The organism is Tepidanaerobacter sp. EBM-38 (assembly GCA_001896545.1).
Classification (GTDB): Bacteria; Bacillota; Thermosediminibacteria; order Thermosediminibacterales; family Tepidanaerobacteraceae; genus Tepidanaerobacter.
In genome coordinates, this window is the sequence record MPOT01000086.1 from 37,622 (window position 1) to 61,082 (window position 23,461).

The following is a 23,461-nucleotide window of genomic DNA, read 5'->3' on the forward strand; positions in this document are numbered from 1 at the left end:
GATATATGACAGAACGACAGCAGTATATAATAACATGACAGCAGGTATTATGGTAAAATGACAGGTCTATGAATAGTTACAGCTGTAAATAATAAGTAAAAGGAGAGGGTCAGCAGATGTTCCCGGAGTGGAAAAACTGGCGGCATGTAGTTAAACTTGACCCGGATAAGCCTGCGGATGAATGGCTAATAGAGCAGGTTATAGCAAGTGGCACTGATGCAATCATAGTAGGTGGCACGCAAAATATTACCCGGGAAAAGGTGCTAAAACTTTTTAAACTTTTAAAGCCTTATAAGCTGCCTAAAATTTTGGAAGTCTCTACAATAGTGTCTATAACATTTGGATTTGATGGTTATTTAATTCCCGTTGTTTTAAATGCCGGTGATCCTAAATGGATTATAGGTGCACATAAAGAAGCGGTAAAGCTGGCAGGAGACCTTATGGAGTGGGATGAGGTTTTACCTGAGGGTTACATAATATTAAATCCTGAATGTGCGGCTTTTAAACTGACCGAGGCCCGCTATCCTTTAAGTGAACAAGATATTTTAGCATATGCTCGTTGTGGTGAGAATCTTTTTTCGCTTCCTTTGATTTATTTGGAATATAGTGGAACATTTGGAGAGCCGGAATTGGTATCGCAAATTAAAAGCGGTTTAACTAAAGCCAAAGTTTTTTACGGCGGAGGAATTGATAATGCTCAAAAGGCTGAAACAATGGGTAAGGTGGCAGATACTATTATAGTTGGAAACATGATTTACACAGAATCTATTAAAAACTTAAAAGATACCGTGAAAGCCACCAGATAAGAATGAATATGCAGCTTTGCTGCTTTTTTTATATTAAGACATATTCCCTTTTCCTATAACATATGTTTTTAAATGTAAGCACCTTGGTGGAGGGAATATTATGAATATGTACCAGACAGATCCTTATAAAGGACTATCCAGTAGAGAAATACCGCTTAAAAAGAAGCTCTTTGGGGAAAATCAGTTGGAGCAAGTTAGCGGTGTCTCGGCGATAACAATTTTCATAAATCAGTTCAAAGACTTTATGATTCTCGTTTTATTATGTGCATCCTTAATTTCGGCTTATCTGGGGGAGATTGCGGATGCTTTAGCTATTTCCGCCATAGTAATACTAAACGGCATACTGGGCTTTGTCCAGGAATACAGGACTGAAAGGTCACTTCAAGCGTTACATAAATTAGCGGCACCTACGGCAAAAGTTATAAGAGATGGCAGAATACTTACAATACCTGCTTGCGATGTCGTTCCCGGCGATATTGTTCTTCTGGAAGGCGGTGATCGGGTACCGGCAGATGGCAATATATTGGTATCGGAAAATTTAAAAATCGACGAATCTCTTTTGACAGGGGAATCTGTACCCGTTGAGAAAATGGCAGGAACAGGGAATGAATCTCAAATCAAAATACATAGAAAAGATTATGCTTTTATGGGAACTTTGGTTGTGACCGGCCGAGGTAAAATGATAGTGGAAAAAATAGGTATGGATACACAGATGGGTAAAATTGCCGGTATGATGGGGGACATAGAAGATGAGCAAACCCCTCTTCAAAAAAGATTAGACCTTTTAGGAAAGCAGTTGGTAAGCCTCTGCCTGGCTATATGTGCAATAGTTGCACTATTGGGGGTTATTCGAGGTGAAGAAATATATGACATGTTTCTTTTTGGTGTAAGTTTGGCGGTTGCAGCCATACCTGAAGGATTACCCGCTATTGTAACGGTGGTTTTGACCCTTGGGGTTCAGAGAATGATACAAAAAAAGGTAATCATAAGGCGGCTTTCTGCAGTTGAAACATTAGGCTGCGCCACGGTAATCTGCAGTGATAAGACAGGGACATTAACGGAAAACCGAATGAATGTAAGAAAGATGTATATTGGCAAAGAAACGATTATGGTTACAGGCACAGGATACACAAATGAAGGCGAGTTTATAACTCTAGAAGGTAAGCTTTTAAAGAGTTTGCCTAAAGAGGTAAAAAAACTTTTAGAAATAGGCGTATCCTGTAATAATGCAAGAATCAACAGAGAAAAAAGCAAAAATATATTCTCTGCCTTTAGCGGTGATGAAGAACTTGTGCCTTATGGTGATCCTACGGAAGTTGCAATTTTGGTAGCGGGCTTGAAGGCCAAAATTGAGAAAGATTATATAGACCAAAAGTATGTAAGGATTAAAGAGATTCCTTTTGATTCAGACAGAAAACGTATGTCGGTAATAGTCAAATCCAGAAGAGGTGAAATCTTTCTTTTTACAAAAGGTGCACCTGATATAGTTTTATCTCTTTGTAAAAATTTAGAAGACAAAGATGGAATTCGCTGTATTACCCAAAGAGATGAAAAGGACATTTTAACCGCTAATGAAGATATGGGGCGTGAAGCCTTAAGAGTGTTGGCTTTTGCTTATAAAAAGCTTTCTATAAATAATTTACAAGATTTAAACCCTGAAAAGGATCTTACATTTTTAGGGTTGATGGGTATTATAGACCCACCAAGACCGGAGGCTATTTCAGCAGTACAAAAGTGTTTTTCATCCGGAATCCGACCGGTGATGATAACTGGAGACCATAAATCTACGGCTTGGGCGATAGCCAGAGAATTAGGTATGTTAACAAAAGACAGCAAAATTATAACCGGACAAGAAATTGACAACATGAGTGAAAATGAACTTATAAAGCAAATTGATGATGTAGCGGTTTTTGCTCGAGTTACACCTCGCCACAAACTTAGAATCGTCAAAGCCTTAAAAAAGAAAGGGAATGTAGTGGCAATGACCGGAGACGGTGTCAATGATGCTCCGGCTGTAAAAGAAGCTGATATTGGAATTTCTATGGGCATAAACGGTACTGATGTTACCAAAGAGGCCTCGGCCATGATATTAATGGATGATAATTTTGCAAGTATTGTGGCAGCAGTAGAGGAAGGCAGAGTAATATATGAAAATATACGAAAATTTATAAGGTATCTTCTTTCCTGCAATGTAGGAGAGATACTTACCATGGTATGGATATCAATACTTGGATTACCGCTGCCGCTGCTACCCATACAAATACTATGGGTAAATCTTGTAACAGATGGACTCCCTGCCATGGCTCTTGGTATAGACCCGCCGGAAAAGGATGTAATGAACCGCAAGCCTCGAGGAAAAAATGAGAATATTTTTTCTCAAGGTCTTGGCAAAAAAATAATATACAGAGGTATCATTATAAGTCTTGTTACAGTAGCAGCGTTTATCATTACTAATATATATAGTCAAAGTAATCTTGAGATGGCGAGAACGGCAGCCTTTGCCACTTTAGTTATGTCCCAACTCTTATTTGTATTTGAATGTAGAAGTGAAAAAGCCGATACTTATTGGTATAACCCCTTTAGTAATATTTATTTGACATTGTCAACTATATTATCTGCCGGAATGCTTTTTGCAGTAATATACATTCCTTTTTTTCAGCCTATATTTCAAACAGTGGCACTTAAAGAAAATATACTCCTCTTGGTCTTAGGATTGGCCGGCTTGGGAGCAGTAATTTAAATATTGCTCTTAGAAACCAGGAAGGAGTTTGCAGTTTTTTGTGGAATTATATAAGCAAAACGTTGGCCGAGGGGGTTGTAAAATGTCTAAAAATCTCGAATTTAATATTAATCTTTACACTGATGGTGAAATGCTTTTTAATATCTTAAAGGTGTTTATAAGAGATTATAAAGATTCAAAATGGCCTCATGAAGTTGAGCGTATGACCTTTGCCAGAGAACTGTTTAAAAAAGCCCTTGATACTTATGAAGAAGGGATTAAAGCCGATGAAGGTCGCATTCAAGAAGGATTTTACACTGATGCTGACATAAAAATCGTTAAAGAAATGAGAGGCAGGTATGATTACTGGAAAAAGAAATATGAAGAATTGGTAGGCTAGTAGAATCAAACATAAATCTTAGTCTATAAAAAACAGGATAGTATGCTTTACTATCCTGTTTCTGCATGTAATTACTACTATATGGCATTGATAAGCATTTCTTGATTTTCTTGCACGAATAAATGTATAATAGAATAGTAGTTCGAGTTAAATGTTTATTGTTGTATCGGAGGCAGTAATATGAATACGGAATTGATTAAACTCAGGGGACGCACCTACTACATTTTAGGTGCTACAAATGTGGGTGTATATCGATATAGAAACGGTTTATGTACTTTAGTTGATACAGGTTTGGATAATACAACTGGCAGGAAAATTTTAGAAGTATTAGAAGATAACAGCCTAAAAGTAAAATATATAGTAAATACACATGCTCATCCGGACCATTTTGGAGCAAATAATTTTATAAAAGAAAACCAACCTGCTTCACTTGTAGCAGCATCACATAAAGAAAAAATTTTCATGGAAAACAGTATTTTGGAGGGAATTGTTTTATACGGGGCATCTCCGATGCCGGGACTTTCTACTCGAGTTTTAAAAGCACGTGATACGACTGTTGATATCGAGATAACGGAAAACTATATTGACTTAGGAGATAAAAGATTTGAGATACTGCCTTTGGAAGGCCACAGCTTTGGGCAAATAGGAGTGGCAACCGAGGACAATGTACTTTTCTGTGGAGATGCATTTTTCAGTGAGGATAAAATGGAAAAATATCCGTTTCCATTTTTATTTGATGTTGGCGCTCATTTAAAGACATTGGAATTTTTACTTGAAACTGATTATGATTACTATATAATTTCGCACTGTAATGAGCCTCCCGAGAAACCAAAATCGCTTATCCAAAAGAATATTGACAATGTGAAAGAAAATCTTGAGATTATAGTCGATTTCTTGGCTCAGCCATTAACAAGGGAAGACTTGACAGAACTTATAATAAAAAAGTATGATATACCGATGAATACATCACAATATTTTATAACCATATCTTCAGTTAGTGCTTTTTTAACCTTCCTTCTCGAAAAACAGTCTATAAATATGGATATAATAGATGGAAAGATGTATTTCTATGCTTAAATTATTAGGGGAGATGCAATAATAATGATTACCAAGAGAGATAATATCAGGAATATAGCCATAATAGCCCATGTAGATCACGGCAAAACAACGCTGGTGGACGGTATGCTCAGGCAAAGCGGTATATTCCGGCAGAATCAGAAGGTTGAAGACCGTGTAATGGATTCAAATGATTTGGAGCGTGAGCGTGGTATAACTATTCTGGCAAAGAATACGGCTGTGACTTATAATGGGATAAAGATAAACATTATCGATACTCCCGGCCATGCGGATTTTGGCGGCGAGGTTGAACGGGTGTTGAAGATGGTGGATGGGGTGCTTTTATTAGTCGATGCTTTTGAGGGTCCTATGCCGCAGACACGCTTTGTCTTAAAAAAGGCATTGGCATTAAACTTACCTGCCATTGTAGTAATCAACAAAGTCGACAGACAAGATGCTCGAATTGACCAAGTACTTGATGAGATACTTGAGCTTTTTATTGATTTAGGGGCCGATGATTCTCAAATAGAATTTCCAGTAGTCTATGCATCTGCCAGAGAAGGCTTTGCTAAAACAAATCTTAAAGATGATTCCAATGATTTAAAGCCTTTATTTGATACCATTGTAAATTATATACCTGCTCCTGTCGGCGATAGTCAAGCACCGGTACAGGTGTTAATCACTACATTAGATTATGACGACTATGTGGGCAGGGTTGCTATAGGAAGAGTGTTCAGGGGGACTATTAAGGCCGGCGATGAGTACGCATTATGTAAAAAAGACGGCACGATTTCAAAGGTCAAGGTAAGCAATCTTTTTGAATTTGATGGTTTGAAAAGAGAAGCTGCAGTTTCGGCTAGTGTCGGCGATATAGTAGCGGTTACAGGTATCGAAGATATTGAGATTGGAGAAACCATCGCAGATGTAGATAATCCGGAAGCAGTGCCTTATGTCAGTATTGACGAGCCTACACTGTCAATGATTTTCAGTGTAAACGACAGCCCGTTTGCAGGCCAGGAAGGAGAATATATTACTTCAAGACATCTAAGAGACAGATTACTTAAAGAGGCTAAAAGTAATGTTAGCTTAAGAATAGAAGAAACGGACAGTCCGGATAAATTTAAGGTTTCCGGGCGAGGAGAATTGCACCTTTCGGTTCTGATAGAAACCATGCGGCGAGAGGGGTTTGAGTTTCAGGTTTCAAAACCAATGGTTATTATAAAGGAAATAAATGGAAAGAAAATGGAACCAGTTGAATCGGTAGTCATAGATATTCCAGAGGTCTACCTAGGTACTGTCATGGAAAAAATGGGTATGCGTCATGGTCAATTGGTCAGTATGGAGAACCTTGGAGGGAACTCCATAAGATTGGAATTTGAAATTCCTACTCGTGGATTATTAGGATATCGTTCTGAATTTATCACCGATACGAAGGGAGAAGGAATTATAAATGCGGTTTTTGCAGGTTTTGCTCCGTTCAAGGGTGATATACCTACTAGAAATAGAGGGTCACTGGTTGCGTTTGAAACAGGAGAGAGCAATACCTACGGCCTTTACAATGCTCAGGAAAGAGGAACATTGTTCATTGGTCCTCAGGTAAAGGTATATGAAGGTATGATAGTAGGTGAAAATTCTAGGCCGGAAGATTTGGACATTAATGTTTGTAAGAAAAAACATATTACTAACTTGCGCTCATCAACAGCCGAAGAAACCTTGAGATTAACTCCTCCGAAGGAAATGACTTTAGAAAAGTGCCTTGAATTTATTCAGGATGATGAACTGCTTGAAGTAACACCCAAAAGCCTTCGTATGAGAAAATCCATACTCTCACGTCAGGACAGGCAGAAAATAAAGGGAAGGAACAAATAAAGGAGTTGCGCAAAACTACTTAAAAAATAGTTTCGCGCACTCTTTTTTTGCTTAAAGTATGGATTTATTTTTAAAAAATGGAAATACTAGCTTTAGCATCAAATTTAGGATAAGGAGGCATGCACATGGCAAAGAAGAAGATTGAAAGGGAAAAAACGAAAAACAAGCTTATCGTAGGGCAGGGAAAGCTTAAAGATGAATCAATAAATGATAATATGCAAGAAGACTATGAATTATCCGAGGAACTAACTCGAAACAATCGTTCAAAAGAGCAACAAAAAAAACCTAAAGAAAAGAAAATGTAAGGAAATTACATGCATTTATTAAAAGCTATTGCCCGATAAAAGATAGATTAAACTGGGGTTCCTGTAATCGGAACTTATAAAATTAAAAATTGAGTCAAAAAACCGCTAGAAAACTGATATGATACTTCCAAAGTAGACAGTCTAATTAATTAAAATTAGATTATCTACTTGGAGGTATTTTTTTATAAATTAATATTATTAATTAGCTCTTGGTATTTCAACGATCTGCTCAACCTTGAAATTGCCATATTTATCTTTTTCCTCTATGGGAACAAATTTAAATACCCTATCCCTGCCCCAAGAGTCTTTAATAACTGCTACCACCCAATCTCCTCGGCTTGATTCAAAAATATCCACAGCCGTTACTTTGCCGTAAGGAATAATCGACTTTATATCCTTAGAATTAATTTCTTTGCTATAAGTTTTGGATATATATTTTGTTGCAAGGTCGTAATTTCCGTCCATTCTGGCTCTTAAGAGTGAATTTACCGTGAGGACTCTTGCGTCTTTTATGACTTTTATGGGTTCCTCTTTAATTGGCTTTTTATAGTCAATATATCCGTCTTTAATGTAAGTTTTAGCATATCCGGTCCTTAAGAACTTACCATTACCCCACTGATAAGTGTAAGTTTCATAAAAATATCTGCCGTCATATTCCACATTAGTTATTGAAAAACTATTATCACTTATTCTAATCGAATTACCTTTACCGGAAAAAACTCGAATCATTTTCTGACCTAGGACTTTGTAAATTTCTAAATGCTGATATCCGAAAGTATCATAGAATATTACTGCAACTTCATATATGCCGTCGCTGTCAAAGTCTTTGTAGATTTTTTGTGTATAATAATAATCATTTGTGTAAGATACATCTGAGTAAATAATGCCCGAAGGAAATATCGTATTTTCTATGTTATAGTAAATACTGTTATCTGCCGCCAGAGCAAAACTCGAAAAAACTTGAGTTAATAACAGAACAATTATTAGAGCTAAATATTTCTTATTGAACAATTTTTTGTCCTCCTCTGATTAGTCGACTTACATAATTTATGTTAACATAATAATGTTTTATCAGTCGATGTAATTTTGAAGGAAAACAAGTAAAAAAGTAGAAAGGTATTAATAATGTGGTAAAGATAGCAAAGATTTAATCTTTATACTGCTTTAATCTTGCTGAAGTTTTATGCAGGTTGCTATGTAAAAATAAAGACAGAAAGGTGCTGGTATATATTGCCCGAAAATATTTCGTCAAACTCTGACAGGTTAAAACCAAATGAGCTTTTAATGCTTTTGCTGGCAAATAAGGGAACTTATCTTTCTGGTGAAGATATAAGTAAGAAATTTGGTATAACTCGTTCGGCCATATGGAAACAGATAAATGCTTTAAGGGACATCGGTTATGTAATAAAATCATCTCCGCGTTTGGGCTATTGTCTGGACGAATCGCCTGATTTACTACTGCCTGAGGAGATATGGTCAAAATCTGATTTGACTGTTTTAGGCAGCAAAATTTGCTATTATTCGATTACCGGTTCTACCAATGAAGATGCAAAAAAATTGGCTCGGGAAGGGGTTCCGGATGGAACTCTTGTAATAGCTGAAAAGCAACATAAGGCACGAGGGCGAATGGGGCGAGCGTGGAATTCTCCTGACGGAGGTCTTTGGTTTTCTGTGATTTTGAGACCGCATTTTGTTCCCATGGATGCACCAAAATTAACTATTATGACAGCTGTGGCTGTAGCTGAGGCAATTATACAAACAACCGGAATTCATGCAAAAATAAAATGGCCTAATGATATACTTACGGACGGGAAAAAGGTCTGTGGAATTCTTACGGAAATGAGTGCAGAAATGGATGCAATAAATTATGTAATAATCGGTGTAGGAATAAATGTAAATAATGACGACTTTCCCGACGAATTAAAAGGTATAGGCACATCTTTAAAACAAATAAAGGGAGAAAATATAAATCGCTTAGCACTACTATCAGCTTTACTAAAAAAACTTGAATATTATTATATAAAAGCTGAAAATGAAGGATTCCATGAAGTATTTGAAAAATGGCGATCATTATGCTTCAATCTGGGTAAAAAAGTTAACATTACAGGCAAAAATGATGTTTTTGAAGGAACCGCCATTGACATTGACGAGTTTGGAGCTTTGTTGGTCAGAACTGAGAACGGTGAAGTTGTTCGCGTGTTAAGTGGCGATGTATCGCTGAGATAAAAGAATAAAACACCTTCCTGTGGTTAAAATAAAGATAACTTAGTCTTCGATCTCCTGCACGGTAAAATACAGGATATTTGAATATAAAACAGGAGGTGTTTTTATTGATAGAAAAAGAGAAACAAATTGAAGAAATACTACAATTTGTAACAAGACACAAGGGTTCACATGCAAGTCACAATGTATGCTCAAGGATTCTGGGCGGTGAATTTTACGGAATCGATGAGCAGGTAATAAATCAGTTAAAATCGAAACTTCCGGAAATTGGCGATGATGAGATAGACTCGTGCTACTATATAATTAAGTAAGCTGTTCAGCAGCAAGAGTAGTTTTAGCAATCTCAAGCAATGCGGCTTTATTGTTCAATGATGGATTTTCTATAACCTTGTCCAAGAGAATATTTAATATTTTACCGACTTGGGGTCCCGGAGAAATTCCCAATTCCGACATAATATCTTCGCCGGTTACCGCCAAGTCTTTTATTTGGTAATCACCACATTGTTCATTTTTTATTATCTCAATATCCATAATTAATTTTTTTAATCCCGGCGAATACACCCTGTCAAAACCGCTTGCTATTTTATCTGCTACTCGCAAATCTATCAGATTGTATATATTCTCCCATCCTACTTTCGATATAAGCCTTCTGGCATCAGCTAAAGATGAGTTTTCCGTGTAAAAAAACATATGGTTTTCAATCAAAAGAACCACTTTTTTTATAGTCTTATTGTCAAACCTTAATCTTTGCAAAATTTCTCGTGCAGCAGCCGCCGATTCAATCTGATGTTTGGGAAACCTCAAACCTTCTTCGCAGTTTACAGCAGTTTCAGGTTTTGAAATATCGTGCAAAAGTGCTGCAAGTCTTAAAGGCAGTGTATTCCTGATAACCTTGCAGGCGATAAGGTTGTGCTCTAATACATCCACAGGTTTATTGGAATGCATGACTCCCATACCGGCCATAAGCTCAGGTATTATATAATTCATAAGGTCTGTTATGACAAGTGTTACTAACCCGTCAAAATTATAATCCGCCGTTAAAATTTTTGTAAGCTCATCGCGTATTCTTTCTTGAGATACGCCGGTAAGCTCCTTGGCATGAGATTTTAAAGCATACAATGTTGAAGCATCAATTGAAAATCCGAGCTGCGCCTGGAACCGAGCCGCCCTCATAGCTCTGAGAGGGTCCTCCCAAATTCTTCTTGTAGACCCGGTGCATTTAATTACGCCATTTTTTATATCTTTTATTCCGTCGAATGGGTCTATAAGTTCATCATCAATAGGGTCATAAGCAATAGAGTTTATTGTAAAATCACGCCTTGCAAGATCAGTATATATGCTTCCTCCAAAAACATAATCGGGCTTTCTTCCGGGGGCATCATTGCGGAAAGGAGTTATCTCGACCTTTAATCCATCAGCAATTACCAACATGGTGCCGAAATTTCCATAAGGCTTAGCATTTGGAAAAACTGACTTTATTTCATTGGGAAAAGCACTTGTGGCTATATCAAAATCAGAATTTTGACGGTTCATTATCAAGTCCCTTATTGTGCCGCCGACAACATAAGCTTCAAATCCTGATGCTCTAAGTTTATTACATATTTTCTTTATGGCAGATGGCATGCTCATTTGAATCATAATAAAAAACCCCGAATTCATAGTATTTAAATATATTATACACTAATATACTTGCTTAACAAAGCATGGCAGGGAACAAAATATAAAAACAAAATTGTTTACATAGAACTTATATTTTTTTAACCTATTGACACCACCATATATATAATATATACTGTGTATATACGATATATACAGATTAGGAGGCACTATGTTTATACCAATTTCTAATAATAATCCGAGGCCTCTTTATGAGCAAATCTCTGAGGGAATAAAAACTAAAATATTAAGGGGCGAGCTTATGCCGGGAGATGCCCTTCCGTCTATAAGACAGTTGGCTCAAGATTTAAAAACCAGCGTTATTACGACAAAGCGCGCTTATTTTGAGCTGGAGCAGCAAAAGCTTATTGTTATGCGCCCTGGTAAAGGCAGTTTTGTAGCGGATTATGATGTGGACGAAATTACATCTTTGAGTTTGCGCAAAATTCAACAACAAATGAGAGAGATAGTTGATGAGGCCAAAAGAACCGGAGTTTTACGTGAAGATCTTGAAAACATTTTTTATAAAATCTTGGAGGAGGAATATTGTGGAAGATAATATTTTGGAGATAATAAACCTAAATAAAAATTATGATAAATTTAAGCTATGTGATATAAATATCACGCTGCCGCGAGGCTATATAATGGGATTTGTAGGTGCGAACGGTGCAGGAAAGACTACCACAATAAAACTTATCATGAATATGATTCGAAGGGATTCCGGTAAAATAAATGTAATTGGTAAAGACAATATAAAATATGAAATACCCATAAAAAATAAAACAGGATATGTAGGCGAACAACCGGTTTTTTATGATGATTTGACGGTGGGATGGACAGCGAATTTTGCAGGGAAATTTTATTCGGATTGGGATGGGGCAGCTTTTAATGAATTATTGACAAGATTTGGTGTAGATAAAACAAAAAAAATAAAACAGCTTTCAAAGGGAATGAGGATGAAAACGGCATTAGCCATTGCACTTTCCCACCGGCCTGAGTTTCTTATACTGGATGAACCGACTTCGGGGCTTGACCCTGTTATAAGAGATGAGTTGCTTGATATATTGATGGAGTTCATTCAAGATGAAAGGCATGGAGTATTTTTTTCATCACATATTACCTCGGATATAGAAAAAATAGCAGACTATGTAACACTTATCGACAATGGCAAGATAATCTTTTCGGAAGAAAAAGATAAAATCTTAAACGACTGGAAGTTGGTCAAAGGTGATATCAATAAATCAGATGATTATAGAGATGACCTGGTAGGTCTAAAAGTATCAAAGACAGGTTTTAGCGGTATCGTGAAAGACATAGATGCTTTTAAAGCTTGTCATGATATGTCTTTGCTTACTATAGATAAAATAAGTCTTGATGATGTACTACTGCATCTTGCAAAAAAGGAGAATCAAAAATGAGACATCTAGTTATAAAAGATCTTTATGTAAATAGGAAGTATATGTCATTTGTTTTGCTATTCTTGGCAGCTATATTGGTTTTAAAGGGAAGCTCAGCTCCAATGGTATTATTTGGAGTGGGTATAACTTCATATGGTGTGCTTATAAGAAGCTGCTACTATGATGATAAAGATAGGGGTGACATATTCTTAAGGACACTGCCGATAAAAGCATCCACCATTGTTTTAAGTAAATACATTTTGGGTATCTCGGTATTATTTATAGTAGTAGCAATTTGCCTATTGTTTGCCATCTTGAGCGGACAAAACTTGGATATCTATTTTGCAAGTTTTGCCTTCTCGATTTTAGCTATAAGTATTGTCTACGCCATTTACCTGCCGATATTTTTTAAGTACGGTTATGTAAAAGCTGCAACCTCTCAATCAGTATTGTTTATTATAATTATGGGAGCTTCTTTCGGCTTTAAAGAATTAATAAATATTACAAATTTCCCAGTGCCGGTTAACCAATTGCATCGGTTTCTAACTCCTCTAATCAACTTTATCAATGAGATTTCAAGGAGCAATATAATATTATTGCTGACACTTTCTGCAGTATCACTTGTTATACTTGCAGTATCAGCAAAACTTTCTATAAAATTTTATGATGCGGGAAAATAAAAGGGCCATCACTTTACAGCTCATAACTTTTTAAAAGTCCTCATCGCAATTACTGCCTCATATGTTATAATAAACCAAGAGGTAAATTGTAAGGAGGTCGTGCATAATGATATTCTCATTGCTCATGTTTTTAATCATAGCTATGCTTTTCCCGTATTTGTTTATACCTATATTGATTTTTCTGGGTATAGGTTTTTTGTTTTTACTACCATATGTTGTTGTATTCAATTCCTTTTACAATATAATTACCATACCATGGCAGATCATAAAGATTGCTTCAGACCGTAGAATTAGAAAAAATCACAGCCTAGAGCACGCCACTATAAATGTGCTGGAGCAAAGATACGGAAGACCTCTGCAGGCAGGGGGGTTAGCATATTCTAACGGATTTTCGCTTTCAGGTCCGGACCTTCCGCCAATTTACGAAGTTATGAGTGCAGTTAAGGAAGCACAATTTCGCATGATAAACGGCGAAAAGGAATTGGCCATTCATCCCAGATGCGGGACTTCTATTGCGGCAGCAAACTTCCTATTTTCCCTGGTTTTTATAATCGTGCTTTTTTCTTCACATCATTTATCCTTATTAAATGTAATACTTGCATTTTTGCTTGCTAATCTTTTGGCAAAACCCTTTGGGCGAGTTCTTCAAAAGTTTTTTACGACATATCCCGAAGTAGAAGATGTGGTTATACAGGATATCTATGTCCAAGCACAACATGATATGATTCCTTTTTTGACAATAATAAATCCAAATCGCTCTTACTTTATTAAAACATATCAGCTTAAATAAGATTAATTAATAAGCGACAAGAATCAAAATAAGGACAAATGATATTATTTCTATCAAAGCAATTTTTATATCAGGATTAATCAACCCGTTGTATAATATGCCGTAAAATGATAAAATTAAGAAATGTTAGTGGCCGAAATAAATAAGAGAGGTGAAAACATGATTATGGATAAAGATACAGTTGAACGTATGGCCGATATAGCTCACATGTATATCTCTGAGGAGGAAAAAAACAGAATTTCAAAAGAGCTAAGTTTCCTATTAGAATGTTTTGATAAACTGAATCAAGTTGATACTGAAGGGGTTATGCCCACAATTCATCCAATAACGGATAGAAATATTCTCAGAGAAGATGTGGTTTGGGAGAGCCTTCCTATAGAAGAAGTCTTAAAGAATTCTCCTGATAAGGACAACAGATTTTTTAGAGTGCCCAGGATAATCGAAGAATGAGAGATTTATGATTGGAGGCAGTATGTTGAAACTTCATGAACTTACGATTAATAAAGCAAATGAACTTTTAAAGAAAAAGGAAATAAAGTCTGAAGAACTGACGAGTGCCCTTTTCAATAGGATAGATAGCTTTGATGGCAAAATCAAAGCTTATGTCACACTTGATAAGGATAGAGCCCTTGAAGCAGCCAGGTTGGCAGATAAGAAAGCCGATTTTACGCAGCCTCTAACCGGAATTCCAATGGCCGTAAAGGATAATATCTGCACAAAAGATTTAAAGACTACCTGCTGTTCAAAAATGTTAGAGAATTTTGTGCCACCTTATGATGCAACAGTAATATCAAAATTAAAAGATACAAATGCTGTAATTTTGGGAAAGACCAATATGGATGAGTTTGCAATGGGTTCTTCTACTGAAAGCTCATTTTTCCAAGTGACTAAAAATCCATGGAATCTTGAATGCGTACCCGGAGGCTCCTCCGGAGGTTCGGCCGCTGCTGTGGCTGCCGATGAATCCCTGTATGCCCTTGGTTCTGATACGGGCGGTTCAATAAGGCAACCTGCCGCTTATTGTGGTGTAGTAGGCTTAAAGCCCACATATGGAAGGGTTTCCAGATTCGGAGTAGCAGCACTTGCTTCAACCATGGATGCAATAGGCCCCATTACAAAGGATGTCACAGATTGTGCCATTGTGCTTTCTGCTATTGCAGGCATTGATAGCTTTGATCCGACATCGTCGGATATACCGTTAAGCGACTATCTTAAATGTTTACATGATGAGTTAAATGGCATAAAGATAGGCATACCTAAAGAATTTTTAGATAATGATGTAATTGATAAAGATGTAAAGGATGCCTTTTTAAATGCAGCTAAGATTTATGAAAATCTCGGTTGTATTTGCGAAGAAATAAGTCTTGCAAATGCCGAATATGCACTATGGGCGTACCACATTACCGTTGCGGCCGAGTCAAGCTCTGAATTAGGCCAGTATGATGGTATTAGGTATGGACACCGCGCTACAAAATATGAGGATTTAAAAGACCTTTACAAAAAAAGTCGAGGCGAGGGCTTTGGCACTGAAGTTAAGCGACGTATCATATTGGGTACATATTTGTCAGATGCGCAAAACTATGACAAATATTATCTAAAGGCTCAAAAAATCAGGACACTCATAAAAAAAGATTTTGAAAATGCTTTTAATAAATATGATCTTTTAATAACGCCTACGGTTCCCACCACAGCCTTTAAAATTGGAGAAAAAATCGATGACCCGCTGAAAATGTACATGAACGATTTATATACAACCCCTGTGAACCTTGCAGGCCTTCCTGCCATATCTATTCCCTGTGGTTTTTCAGATGGCTTGCCCATTGGTCTTCAGATTATAGGTAAAGCATTTGACGAGGCATCAATTTTACGCGCTGCATATGCTTTTGAGCAGAATACAAACTACCACGAAAAGCGGATAAAATGGGAGGAGGGTTTTAGTGATGAATTATGAGACTATTATAGGTCTTGAAGTACATGTAGAGCTTTTAACAAAAACAAAAATATTTTGCGGCTGCAGTACCGAATTTGGCAAAGAACCGAACAGCCACTGCTGTCCGATTTGTCTCGGGATGCCGGGGGCCCTTCCACTTATGAACAGGAGTGTTGTAGAATATGCTGCTAAAGCCGGATTGGCTCTTAACTGTGATATAGCCGAGCTTTCCAGATTTGACCGGAAAAACTATTTTTATCCAGACCTTCCTAAAGCATATCAAATATCTCAATATTATATTCCGCTGGCAAGAAATGGATATATAGAGATTGAGCCTAATGGTCAAAAAAAGCGTATAGGTATAAGAATCATGCATATGGAAGAGGATGCCGGCAAATTAATCCATGAAGAGGGGAGCGCCTATTCCCTTGTGGATTTGGACAGGGCAGGTGTGCCGCTTGTTGAAATAGTATCAGAGCCTGATATGCGGTCAGCAGAAGAAGCATGGCTTTACTTAAATAACCTGAAAACAATACTTTCATATATTGAAGTGTCTGACTGCAAAATGGAAGAAGGCTCCTTAAGATGTGATATAAATATTTCTCTTAGACCGGAGGGCTCCAAAGAATTCGGAACAAAAGTCGAAATTAAGAACCTGGGTTCTTTCAGAGCCGTAAGACGTGCGATAGAATATGAAGAAAAGCGTCAAAAAGAAATTCTTGAAAGTGGTGGAAGCATTACTCAGGAAACCCGCCGCTGGGATGAGGCACAAGGTTTTACTACTTTTATGAGAGGAAAAGTGGAGAATCGATATTCGCCTGAACCTAACATGGCACCTATTATCATAAAAGATGACTGGAAAGAGGAGATACGCAGCAAAATTCCCGAACTGCCCAATGCACGAAAGGCAAGGTTTATGCAGGAATACAGCCTCCCGGAATATGATGCCTCAGTTATTACCGCATCTAAAATTCTTGCAGATTTTTATGAGGAATGTGTAAAATATTATCATGATCCAAAGGTAGTCAGCAATTGGGTTATGGTAGAATTAATGAGTATATTGAATGAAACAGGGCAGGGCATCAAAAATTTGAAATTTACTCCGAAGCAATTATCAGATATGCTTGTGATGATTGACAAAGGCACTATCAGTGGGAAAATAGCAAAAGATGTCTTTAGGGATATGTTTGAAACAGGGAAATCCCCTGAGGATATAGTAAAAGAAAAAGGTCTTATTCAGATTTCGGACGAAGCTGAGCTTGAAAGTATAGCACAAAAGGTTATAGACAATAACCCTAAATCAGTTCAGGATTATAAAAACGGCAAGAAAAAAGCACTGGGCTTTCTTGTGGGTCAAATAATGAAGGAGACAAAAGGTAAAGCAAACCCACAGATGGTAAATACCATATTAATTCGATTATTGGATTGAAAAATATTTTGTAAAATTGTTTATAGAGGCTGTTTTAAAACAGCCTCTATAAACAATTTTGGTTGTAATGCCAAGATTCTTTTTTCTAAATTCAAGGTCAATATAAAGCACCTAATATTATAATCAAGAACAGTATATCGATATCTCTAGTTTAAAATTAACTTTAAAGTAAGTAATTGATGTTTTATATTGATAATTAGAATTAACACTATGTTAAAAACTGATATAGTAAATATGAAGGATTTTTTGATTAGTTATCGAATAATTAAATAGTAATATGGCAATATCATAGTTTTAGAAACTCGTTCAAAGCAGTATAACTTGCATGCTATATTATATTTATAATGTAGATTATTCCTGTTAATATTTGAAAGGTCATTATCCTCTGATAGATTAATTAGTAAAACAAAAACTATCCGAGGAATAATTATGACCTTATACAATATAACATAAATGAGCAAATTTGAAGGGGGGAATTTTCTACAAAATATAGAAGATTTATTGGGGGATTTAGCAAGTTGATGAAAAGGTTAAATATTCTAATTTTATTAGGAGGGGATTTAGTGTTAAAGAAAAGTTTAGTAGTAATACTTGCTTTGTTGATAGCTGCGACAGCTTTGGCAGGGTGTGGACAAAAACCAGCCGAGCAGGGTAAAGAGGAACAACCTCAGACAGAAGCATCTAAAATTCTCAGAGTAGGTGTTATGTCAAACCCACCTAAATTAGACCCGGTCTTTGCCACAGATACTTCGTCTTCAAGAGTTATTTACCAGATTTTCGAAACACTGGTGGACTATGATAACGAGGGAAATGTACAGCCGCTTTTAGCAGAATCATGGGACATTTCCGAAGATGCATTAGAATATGTTTTCCATCTTAGAAAAGGCGTTAAATTCCATAGTTCAGTTGCGGGAGAACCAACTGCTAACGGTGGTCGCGAAGTAACTGCCGATGACTGGATTTGGTCCTTTAATTATATATTAAATCCGGACACCAATTCACCGAGAGCGTATTTCTTGGACATGATTAAGGGTTATGAAGACTATCAGGAAAAGAAAACCGAGCAAATTGCTGGAATTTCCAAGGTCGATGATTATACAATAAAAATAGAGCTGGATTATCCCTTTGCACCATTCCTAAGTATTCTGGCTTATAATACCTTTAACGTTCTTCCTAAAGAAGATGTGGAAAAGCATGGAACGGATCAATTTAATTTCCATCCAGTAGGCACAGGTCCGTTTAAATTTGAGGAATGGATACAAGATGATAAAATTGTACTTTCTAAAAATGAAAATTACTGGGCAAAAGATGAAAATGGCAATCAGCTGCCCTATCTTGACGGTGTAGAATTCGGCATAGTTACGGACTTGGCAATGCAGTGGACCGAATTCGGATTAGGCAATTTTGATATAATCGAGGAAGTTGATGACCCGTATTACAATGAAGCTAAAGAGATGCCGAACTTTATAGAAAGAGCCGAACTTGGCACATATTACTACGGATTTAATCTTACAATGGCCCCATTTAAGGATAATAAACCGCTAAGGCAGGCTTTTAACTACGCTATTGACCGCCAGGGCTTAATAGACATAGTAAAAAACGGCAGAGCTCTTCCTGCATCCGGTGCTCTACCGCCGGGAATGATGGGATATGATGAGAATATCGAACCCAAGTATACCTATGATGTAGAAAAAGCGAAAGCATTGCTTAAAGAAGCTGGATATCCCAATGGTATAAAAGTTGAGCTTACTTATAATACCAGCGATGCTCATAAGCGAATAGCCGAAGCACTCCAAGCTCAATTTAAGAAGGCTGGCATTGATGTCAGTTTAAAAAATATTGATTGGGGAGCTTTACTTGATGCTGCTGATAGGCTAGAGGTGCCGTTCTTCCGTATGGGTTGGGTTGCTGACTATCCGGATCCCGACAATTTCCTTTATGTACTCTTGCATTCCAATAATATCGGCCCAAATGGAAACTATACAGGATTTAGCAATAAAGATTTTGACGAAATTACAATGAAGGCGAGAATAGAAACAGATCCTGCCGTACGTGAAGAACTTTATAAAAAGGCTGAGTCAATAGCCCGAGAAGAGGCACCATGGTTATTTATATATCATTACACTACACATGGTCTAGCTCAGCCCTATGTTAAAAATATGAGAGTGCCCTTTTTCGGTGCATATTCACTCAAATATACCAATTTAGATATAGAAAAATAAAGAAGTTTAAGACATGGCTTCCTTTTGAAAAGGAAGCCATGCATAAATATATCGCAAAACATTCTAGACGAGGAGGGAAAAGAATTTGCTGAATTATGTCATAAGAAGGCTTGTAGGAGCAATCCCGGTATTGATAGGCGTTATTGCCGTAGTATTTATACTCACTACAATTGTCCCGGGAGACCCTGCAAGAATTATGATGGGGCAGAGGGGGAATCCTGAGACCATTGCAAAAATACGACATGAAATGGGACTTGACAAGCCACTTTCTATTCAATTTTTAGATTTTATGAAAAATGCACTTACGTTAAATCTTGGTAAATCTTATAGAAATAATATGACAGTAGTAGAGGCAATAACTACTAGGATCCCAGTTACATTTAAATTGGCATTTTTTGCTATTGTAATAGCAATCCTTGTTGGTGTTCCGCTGGGAATTATTTCAGCGGTAAAGCAATACTCATGGATTGATTATGGGGCGATGTTTTTTGCCATTCTTGGAATATCAGCTCCTGTTTTTTGGGTAGCACTGCTGTCTGTGGTGCTTTTTTGCGTAATACTAGGTTGGATTCCCGGCACCGGCACGGGAAACGGGGAGTTGATTTATTATGTACTCCCGTCAATTGTTCTAGGATTAAGACCCGCAGCTCTCATTGCAAGACTTACCCGTTCAAGCATGCTGGAGATAGTCAGACAGGATTATATACGGACTGCCAGAGCTAAGGGACTATCTGAGAGGGTAGTTATAATGAGGCATGCCCTGCGCAATGCATTAATCCCGGTAGTGACAGTCATAGGTATAGAGGTTGCAAGTCTTTTGAGCGGTGTGGTAATTACAGAGCAAATATTTTCATTGCCAGGCATAGGCAGGCTCAGTGTTGAAGCTTTGACAAATCGAGATTTCCCGGTTATACGTGGAGTAGTGCTATTTATGGCATTTATTTTTGTTTTAGCAAATCTTATTGTCGACCTTTCCTATCCATTTTTTGATCCGAGAATAAAGTACGATTGATAGGGGGATGAGTCATGAAAACAAAAATAGAAAAACAAAAAGAAGAAAAGAATATTAATCAAAAAATGGAAGGTCGCAGTCTTTGGGCAGACGGATGGATTAGACTTAAGAGGAATAAGCTGGCCATGTTTGGAATGTGGCTTATTATAATAATCTGTTTAGCTGCAATTTTTGCACCATATATTACCAGGTATGACCCTAATGAACAGTTTATTTGGACAGAGGGCCCCTCTGCCAAACTCGTTCCGCCTTGTTCCAAATACTGGTTTGGAACTGATGTATACGGTAGGGATATTTACACCAGAGTAATTTACGGGGCGCGAATCTCTCTACAGATAGGATTTGCAGCAACGGCCATATCAGTTATAATCGGTGTAATACTTGGGAGTATAGCGGGCTACTACGGTGGTATCATTGATGATTTTATAAGTTGGCTTACAAATGTAATTTTTGCATTTCCTTTTTTATTATTTGTTTTGGCATTGGTAGCGTATTTGCCGCCCAGTCTACCCCTGCTCTACATGGCCATAGGCGTTATTTCATGGGCGTCCTTTGCAAGGGTTGCAAGAGGTCAAGTTATTCAACTTAAGGAGATGGAATTTGTTGAAGCTGCAACAGCCATCGGTAGTCACGACAAAAGGATTATATTTAAACATATACTGCCAAATATTTTAGCACCTATTATAGTTCAAACTACCTTGGAAATTGGCAGTATAATTATGCTGGAATCATCCCTCAGTTTTTTAGGTTTTGGAATTCAACCGCCAAAACCTGCCTGGGGATATATGATAAGTGAAGGAAAACAGTATTTTCTTTCCGGCCAATGGTGGTGGTCAGTTTTTCCCGGCTTAGCTATTATGATATTGGTCTTAGGATTTAATCTTTTCGGCGATGGTCTGAGGGATGCTCTTGATCCTCGGCTTAAGCAGTAAGGAGGGATATCGTGTCTGAAAATTTAGTTGAAGTAAAGAACCTAAAAACCTATTTTTATACTGAAGATGGTGTAGTTCCGGCTGTTGATGGAGTTGATTTTAAAATTAAAGAAGGAGAAACATTGGGAATAGTTGGTGAGTCAGGATGCGGCAAAAGTGTTACATCTCTGTCTATTTTGCGGCTTATTCCTAGTCCTCCGGGGAAAATTGTGGATGGAGAAATACTTTTCAGGGGGGAAAACCTCTTACAAAAATCAGAAGCTGAAATGCGTAAGATTCGTGGAAATGACATATCCATGATATTTCAAGAGCCTATGACATCGCTGAATCCGGTTTTTACAGTAGGAGAACAAATTGCTGAAGCCATAGAGCTGCATCAGGGTTTAAACAAAAAGCAAGCAATGGATAAAACCGTTGAGATGTTAAATCTTGTCGGCATACCATCGGCGGATAAAAGAGTAAATGATTTTCCTCATCAAATGAGTGGTGGCATGCGGCAGAGGGTAATGATAGCCATGGCTCTTTCTTGTAATCCGTCGCTGCTTATAGCTGATGAACCTACAACAGCCCTAGATGTTACCATTCAAGCTCAGATATTGGAATTGATGAAGGATCTGAAGAAAAGATTAAATACCTCCATCATGCTGATAACTCATGATTTGGGTGTAGTTGCTGAAATGGCTGAAAACGTTTTAGTTATGTATGCTGGCAAAGTAGTAGAATATGCAGATGTCAGGACTATTTTTAAAGAACCGAAACACCCATATACTATTGGCCTTATGGGGTCTATTCCACGATTAGACCAGCCTAAAGAAAAGCTTTATGTCATAGAGGGAACTGTTCCGAACCCTTTTAATATGCCTAAAGGCTGTCGGTTTCATCCTAGGTGCCCCGAAGCCAGAGAAATATGTGTTACTAAGGAACCTGAGCTTATAACCATCAACGGTCATCAAGTGTGTTGTTGGAAATATTGCAACGAGTGGAAGGGGGGCGGAATGAGTGGACTCTAGTCAGAATAAAATACTTGAAGTTAAAGGCTTAAAAAAATATTTTCCAATAACCGGGGGATTGCTTCGCAAGACCGTAGGTTATGTAAAAGCCGTAGATGGAGTAGATATCTTTATAAAGCGCGGAGAAACTTTAGGCCTAGTTGGAGAAAGCGGTTGCGGTAAATCTACTTTAGGTCGGGTTATATTGAGACTGATAGATGCAACTGAGGGTGAAATCATATATGAGGGTCAAAATGTTTTAAAACTTACAAAAAGTCGTATGAGAGAAATGCGCAAAAAAATGCAAATAATATTTCAGGACCCATATGCATCCTTGAATCCACGTATGACAGTTGGAGATATTATTGGCGAACCCATGGATATTTTTAATTTGGCAAAAGGACGGGAAAAGGAAGAAAGAGTTCTTGAGCTTTTAAGTGTTGTCGGATTGGATATCCAGCATATAAGACGCTATCCTCACGAATTTTCCGGAGGTCAGCGCCAGAGGATCGGAATAGCTAGGGCATTGGCTGTGGACCCGGAGCTTATAATATGTGATGAACCAGTTTCAGCACTTGATGTTTCAGTGAGATCGCAAGTGCTAAATCTTATGCAGGAACTCCAACAAAAATTTGAGCTTACCTATTTATTCATATCACATGATTTAAGTGTGGTAAAACATATAAGTGACCGGGTTTGTGTCATGTATTTAGGCAAAATCGTAGAGGTATCGGAGAAGAATGAACTATACGATAATCCGCTTCATCCTTATACTAAAGCACTTCTTTCGGCAATACCCATTCCTGATCCTGAAGTTAAAAGAGAAAGGATAATTTTAGAAGGTGATGTGCCGACACCGATAAATCCTCCGCAAGGCTGCCGCTTTCATACGAGATGTCAGTATGCCATGCCTATATGCAGCCAGCAGGAACCGGTTTTAAGAGATGTTGGCAAAGAACACTTTATTGCATGTCATTTATACTAATTCTGATAAAATGTTTGTTTTAATATTGAAAGGTATAAGCGCTATATGCTACAATCAGGTC

Annotated in this window: 22 protein-coding genes; 20 read left to right on the forward strand and 2 right to left on the reverse strand. The window is 37.4% G+C overall.

What is annotated here, in order from left to right; genetic code table 11:
• Positions 1-116: 116 nt before the first annotated feature.
• From BUC45_RS09495 to BUC45_RS09520, 6 genes are all read left to right on the forward strand, one after another.
• Positions 117-806, forward strand: a complete 690-nt coding sequence (locus tag BUC45_RS09495) for a heptaprenylglyceryl phosphate synthase (RefSeq protein WP_296971889.1) — start codon at positions 117-119, stop codon at positions 804-806.
• Positions 807-906: 100 nt separating this feature from the next.
• A complete protein-coding gene (locus tag BUC45_RS09500; protein ID WP_296971891.1) occupies positions 907-3,546 on the forward strand; it encodes a cation-translocating P-type ATPase in 2,640 nt (879 codons plus the stop codon).
• A gap of 82 nt (positions 3,547-3,628) precedes the next feature.
• On the forward strand, positions 3,629-3,925 hold the full coding sequence (locus tag BUC45_RS09505; RefSeq protein ID WP_013778970.1) for a hypothetical protein: 297 nt from the start codon (positions 3,629-3,631) through the stop codon (positions 3,923-3,925).
• Between the two features lie 180 nt (positions 3,926-4,105).
• A complete protein-coding gene (locus BUC45_RS09510) occupies positions 4,106-5,002 on the forward strand; it encodes an MBL fold metallo-hydrolase (protein ID WP_296971893.1) in 897 nt (298 codons plus the stop codon).
• A gap of 24 nt (positions 5,003-5,026) precedes the next feature.
• Positions 5,027-6,850 carry a translational GTPase TypA gene (typA, locus tag BUC45_RS09515; protein ID WP_296971894.1) on the forward strand — a complete coding sequence of 608 codons (1,824 nt, stop codon included), beginning with the start codon at positions 5,027-5,029 and terminating at the stop codon, positions 6,848-6,850.
• Positions 6,851-6,975: 125 nt separating this feature from the next.
• The gene (locus tag BUC45_RS09520) at positions 6,976-7,155 is read left to right on the forward strand and encodes a hypothetical protein (protein ID WP_296971895.1); all 180 of its coding nucleotides are present in this window, start codon (positions 6,976-6,978) and stop codon (positions 7,153-7,155) included.
• A gap of 198 nt (positions 7,156-7,353) precedes the next feature.
• Here BUC45_RS09520 and BUC45_RS09525 read toward each other — a convergent pair whose 3' ends face one another.
• The gene (locus BUC45_RS09525; protein WP_296971897.1) at positions 7,354-8,166 is read right to left on the reverse strand and encodes a hypothetical protein; all 813 of its coding nucleotides are present in this window, start codon (positions 8,164-8,166) and stop codon (positions 7,354-7,356) included.
• Between the two features lie 219 nt (positions 8,167-8,385).
• Here BUC45_RS09525 and BUC45_RS09530 point away from each other — a divergent pair, with 219 nt between their 5' ends.
• Together BUC45_RS09530 and BUC45_RS09535 are read left to right on the forward strand one after the other, a co-directional pair.
• A complete protein-coding gene (locus BUC45_RS09530; protein ID WP_296971898.1) occupies positions 8,386-9,381 on the forward strand; it encodes a biotin--[acetyl-CoA-carboxylase] ligase in 996 nt (331 codons plus the stop codon).
• Positions 9,382-9,476: 95 nt separating this feature from the next.
• On the forward strand, positions 9,477-9,689 hold the full coding sequence (locus tag BUC45_RS09535; protein WP_296972004.1) for a hypothetical protein: 213 nt from the start codon (positions 9,477-9,479) through the stop codon (positions 9,687-9,689).
• Here the strand turns inward: BUC45_RS09535 and BUC45_RS09540 are convergent.
• Complete coding sequence (locus BUC45_RS09540; RefSeq protein ID WP_296971900.1) at positions 9,682-11,007, reverse strand: CCA tRNA nucleotidyltransferase; 1,326 nt, start codon at positions 11,005-11,007, stop codon at positions 9,682-9,684. The genes BUC45_RS09535 and BUC45_RS09540 overlap by 8 nt on opposite strands.
• Positions 11,008-11,206: 199 nt before the next feature.
• Here BUC45_RS09540 and BUC45_RS09545 point away from each other — a divergent pair, with 199 nt between their 5' ends.
• The 12 genes from BUC45_RS09545 (at position 11,207) to BUC45_RS09600 (ending at position 23,400) form a co-directional block, all read left to right on the forward strand.
• Positions 11,207-11,593 (forward strand): GntR family transcriptional regulator, encoded by a 387-nt coding sequence (locus BUC45_RS09545; protein WP_296971903.1) that lies wholly within the window; start codon positions 11,207-11,209, stop codon positions 11,591-11,593.
• Positions 11,583-12,452 carry an ABC transporter ATP-binding protein gene (locus BUC45_RS09550; protein WP_296971904.1) on the forward strand — a complete coding sequence of 290 codons (870 nt, stop codon included), beginning with the start codon at positions 11,583-11,585 and terminating at the stop codon, positions 12,450-12,452. The genes BUC45_RS09545 and BUC45_RS09550 overlap by 11 nt, the downstream gene beginning before the upstream one ends.
• Positions 12,449-13,111, forward strand: coding sequence for an ABC-2 transporter permease (locus BUC45_RS09555; protein ID WP_296971906.1), 663 nt, complete (start codon positions 12,449-12,451; stop codon positions 13,109-13,111). The genes BUC45_RS09550 and BUC45_RS09555 overlap by 4 nt, the downstream gene beginning before the upstream one ends.
• 106 nt (positions 13,112-13,217) lie before the next feature.
• The gene (locus BUC45_RS09560; RefSeq protein ID WP_296971907.1) at positions 13,218-13,901 is read left to right on the forward strand and encodes a DUF6391 domain-containing protein; all 684 of its coding nucleotides are present in this window, start codon (positions 13,218-13,220) and stop codon (positions 13,899-13,901) included.
• A gap of 159 nt (positions 13,902-14,060) precedes the next feature.
• On the forward strand, positions 14,061-14,351 hold the full coding sequence (gene gatC / locus BUC45_RS09565) for an Asp-tRNA(Asn)/Glu-tRNA(Gln) amidotransferase subunit GatC (protein WP_296971909.1): 291 nt from the start codon (positions 14,061-14,063) through the stop codon (positions 14,349-14,351).
• A gap of 22 nt (positions 14,352-14,373) precedes the next feature.
• Positions 14,374-15,852 (forward strand): Asp-tRNA(Asn)/Glu-tRNA(Gln) amidotransferase subunit GatA, encoded by a 1,479-nt coding sequence (gene gatA / locus BUC45_RS09570; protein WP_296971911.1) that lies wholly within the window; start codon positions 14,374-14,376, stop codon positions 15,850-15,852.
• A complete protein-coding gene (gene gatB, locus BUC45_RS09575) occupies positions 15,842-17,260 on the forward strand; it encodes an Asp-tRNA(Asn)/Glu-tRNA(Gln) amidotransferase subunit GatB (RefSeq protein ID WP_296971913.1) in 1,419 nt (472 codons plus the stop codon). The genes gatA and gatB overlap by 11 nt, the downstream gene beginning before the upstream one ends.
• A gap of 563 nt (positions 17,261-17,823) precedes the next feature.
• Entirely contained in the window at positions 17,824-19,482 is a 1,659-nt protein-coding gene (locus BUC45_RS09580; RefSeq protein ID WP_296971915.1) for an ABC transporter substrate-binding protein, read from the forward strand.
• An 85-nt stretch (positions 19,483-19,567) separates the two neighbouring features.
• Positions 19,568-20,494: an ABC transporter permease gene (locus tag BUC45_RS09585; protein ID WP_296971917.1), complete on the forward strand. Its 927-nt coding sequence runs from the start codon at positions 19,568-19,570 to the stop codon at positions 20,492-20,494.
• A 14-nt stretch (positions 20,495-20,508) separates the two neighbouring features.
• Positions 20,509-21,426: an ABC transporter permease gene (locus BUC45_RS09590; RefSeq protein WP_296971919.1), complete on the forward strand. Its 918-nt coding sequence runs from the start codon at positions 20,509-20,511 to the stop codon at positions 21,424-21,426.
• Between the two features lie 11 nt (positions 21,427-21,437).
• Entirely contained in the window at positions 21,438-22,436 is a 999-nt protein-coding gene (locus BUC45_RS09595) for an ABC transporter ATP-binding protein (protein ID WP_296971923.1), read from the forward strand.
• The gene (locus BUC45_RS09600) at positions 22,426-23,400 is read left to right on the forward strand and encodes an ABC transporter ATP-binding protein (RefSeq protein WP_296971924.1); all 975 of its coding nucleotides are present in this window, start codon (positions 22,426-22,428) and stop codon (positions 23,398-23,400) included. The genes BUC45_RS09595 and BUC45_RS09600 overlap by 11 nt, the downstream gene beginning before the upstream one ends.
• Positions 23,401-23,461 lie beyond the last annotated feature (61 nt).

What these genes read in the sequence shown, in the direction of transcription:
- BUC45_RS09495 (WP_296971889.1), top strand. Translation starts at nt 117, where the DNA reads ATGTTCCCGGAGTGGAAAAACTGGCGGCATGTAGTTAAACTTGACCCG.
- BUC45_RS09505 (WP_013778970.1), top strand. Translation starts at nt 3,629, where the DNA reads ATGTCTAAAAATCTCGAATTTAATATTAATCTTTACACTGATGGTGAA.
- BUC45_RS09540 (WP_296971900.1), bottom strand. Translation starts at nt 11,007, where the DNA reads ATGAGCATGCCATCTGCCATAAAGAAAATATGTAATAAACTTAGAGCA.
- BUC45_RS09560 (WP_296971907.1), top strand. Translation starts at nt 13,218, where the DNA reads ATGATATTCTCATTGCTCATGTTTTTAATCATAGCTATGCTTTTCCCG.
- typA (WP_296971894.1), top strand. Translation starts at nt 5,027, where the DNA reads ATGATTACCAAGAGAGATAATATCAGGAATATAGCCATAATAGCCCAT.
- BUC45_RS09555 (WP_296971906.1), top strand. Translation starts at nt 12,449, where the DNA reads ATGAGACATCTAGTTATAAAAGATCTTTATGTAAATAGGAAGTATATG.
- BUC45_RS09590 (WP_296971919.1), top strand. Translation starts at nt 20,509, where the DNA reads ATGAAAACAAAAATAGAAAAACAAAAAGAAGAAAAGAATATTAATCAA.
- gatA (WP_296971911.1), top strand. Translation starts at nt 14,374, where the DNA reads ATGTTGAAACTTCATGAACTTACGATTAATAAAGCAAATGAACTTTTA.
- BUC45_RS09500 (WP_296971891.1), top strand. Translation starts at nt 907, where the DNA reads ATGAATATGTACCAGACAGATCCTTATAAAGGACTATCCAGTAGAGAA.
- BUC45_RS09545 (WP_296971903.1), top strand. Translation starts at nt 11,207, where the DNA reads ATGTTTATACCAATTTCTAATAATAATCCGAGGCCTCTTTATGAGCAA.
- BUC45_RS09510 (WP_296971893.1), top strand. Translation starts at nt 4,106, where the DNA reads ATGAATACGGAATTGATTAAACTCAGGGGACGCACCTACTACATTTTA.
- gatB (WP_296971913.1), top strand. Translation starts at nt 15,842, where the DNA reads ATGAATTATGAGACTATTATAGGTCTTGAAGTACATGTAGAGCTTTTA.
- BUC45_RS09520 (WP_296971895.1), top strand. Translation starts at nt 6,976, where the DNA reads ATGGCAAAGAAGAAGATTGAAAGGGAAAAAACGAAAAACAAGCTTATC.
- gatC (WP_296971909.1), top strand. Translation starts at nt 14,061, where the DNA reads ATGATTATGGATAAAGATACAGTTGAACGTATGGCCGATATAGCTCAC.